This is a genomic window from Wolbachia endosymbiont of Atemnus politus (assembly GCF_013309895.1).
In genome coordinates this window covers 1-1,552 of record NZ_JAAXCS010000186.1, presented here as the reverse complement: position 1 = coordinate 1,552, position 1,552 = coordinate 1, and the positions used below count along the sequence as shown (strand labels likewise).

At 38.9% G+C, this 1,552-nt stretch carries 1 protein-coding gene and 1 tRNA gene; one reads left to right on the top strand and one right to left on the bottom strand.

The window, feature by feature from the left end:
- Positions 1-4: 4 nt before the first annotated feature.
- A tRNA-Leu gene (locus HET73_RS07375) sits at positions 5-89 on the bottom strand.
- A 61-nt stretch (positions 90-150) separates the two neighbouring features.
- Between HET73_RS07375 and tldD the strand changes: the two genes are divergently transcribed.
- Positions 151-1,552 (top strand): metalloprotease TldD (tldD, locus tag HET73_RS07370; protein WP_174134290.1); only part of this gene is annotated, 1,402 nt, incomplete at its 3' end.

Below are 1,552 nucleotides of genomic sequence, written 5' to 3'. Positions count from 1 at the left end.
AGAGTGCCCGAGAGAAGACTTGAACTTCCACAACCTGAAAAGTTACTAGCACCTGAAGCTAGCGCGTCTACCAATTCCGCCACCCGGGCTTTTATAGTTTACTATGTTAAAATTAAATAATATACTTAAGCAATTTTTAGTTCAAAGGTGATGCCAGACAATATAAACCTAGATCAAATATTTTTTGCTCAGAACAGTGTTAATATTAATAACGTATATAAAATAGTCAACAACGCTTTGAGCAATAGTGATGGTGGTGAGCTATTTTTAGAATTTTGCCAGTCAGAGTCCTTGGTGTTTGATGATAACATATTAAAACACATGGATTTGAATACCAGAAGGGGGTTTGGTTTAAGGTCTTTTTGTGAAGACAGTACGTCTTTTGTTTGTTCTTCTGAGATTAGCGAAAAGGAAATTAGCAGTGCTGCTTTTATAGTGAAGAGTTCGGTGTCTTTAAACAAAACAAATTCAATAAGATTAAACAAAGAGACAAAGAACCTATATTCGAGAATTAACCCTATAAATGAAACAGATCTGAACTCAAAAATTAAACTGCTCAATGAGGTTAACGAGTATGTAAGATCCAAAGATAACCGCGTGAAGCAAGTAAAAATAACTCTTAGTGGAGAATGGCAAGTTGTACAAATAATAAAGGGAGATCACAGATTAAGCGATATCAGACCTCTAGTACGTTTTAATGTGCTAGTCATCGTAGAGAAAAATGGCCGAGCTGAGAGAGGTTCTGCAGGACACGGTGGAAGGGACTCTTATAGTAAATTTATTTCTGAGAAAAAGTGGAAAGAGGTTGCAAATCAAGCATTAGAACAAGCATTAGTAAATCTTGAAGCTGTTCCAACTCCAGCCGGAGAGATGACAGTTATTCTAGGTCCAGGCTGGCCGGGAGTATTGTTACATGAAGCCGTAGGTCATGGTCTTGAAGGCGATTTTAATCGTAAAGGAATCTCAGCATTTTCAAATTCTATTGGTAAACAAGTAGCGGCTAGTGGCATCACAGTAGTTGATGATGGAACTCTGCCTAATCTGCGCGGTTCTATTAGCATAGACGATGAAGGCACTCCACCAGGTTATAATGTGTTGATAGAGGATGGAATCCTCAAAGGCTATATGCAGGATCATATGAACGCCAAGCTTATGGGCGTAAATCTAACTGGTAATGGCAGAAGGGAAAGTTATAAGGAAGTTACTATGCCACGCATGACAAATACCTATATGTTGCCAGGGAAACATACGCCGGAAGAAATAATATCTAGCGTAAAAAAAGGTCTGTATGCAGTAAATTTTGGTGGTGGACAAGTTGATATAACATCAGGAAAATTCGTTTTTTCATCTTCAGAGGCTTACTTAATAGAAAATGGCAAAATTACACAGCCAGTCAAAGGAGCAACGCTAATTGGTGATGGGCCAACAGTGCTGAAAAAAGTATCTATGGTTGGTAATGACCTAAAGTTAGATCCCGGTGTTGGCACATGCTCGAAAGACGGGCAAAATGTACCTGTTGGGGTTGGTCAACCAACGCTCAAAGTCGATGCAA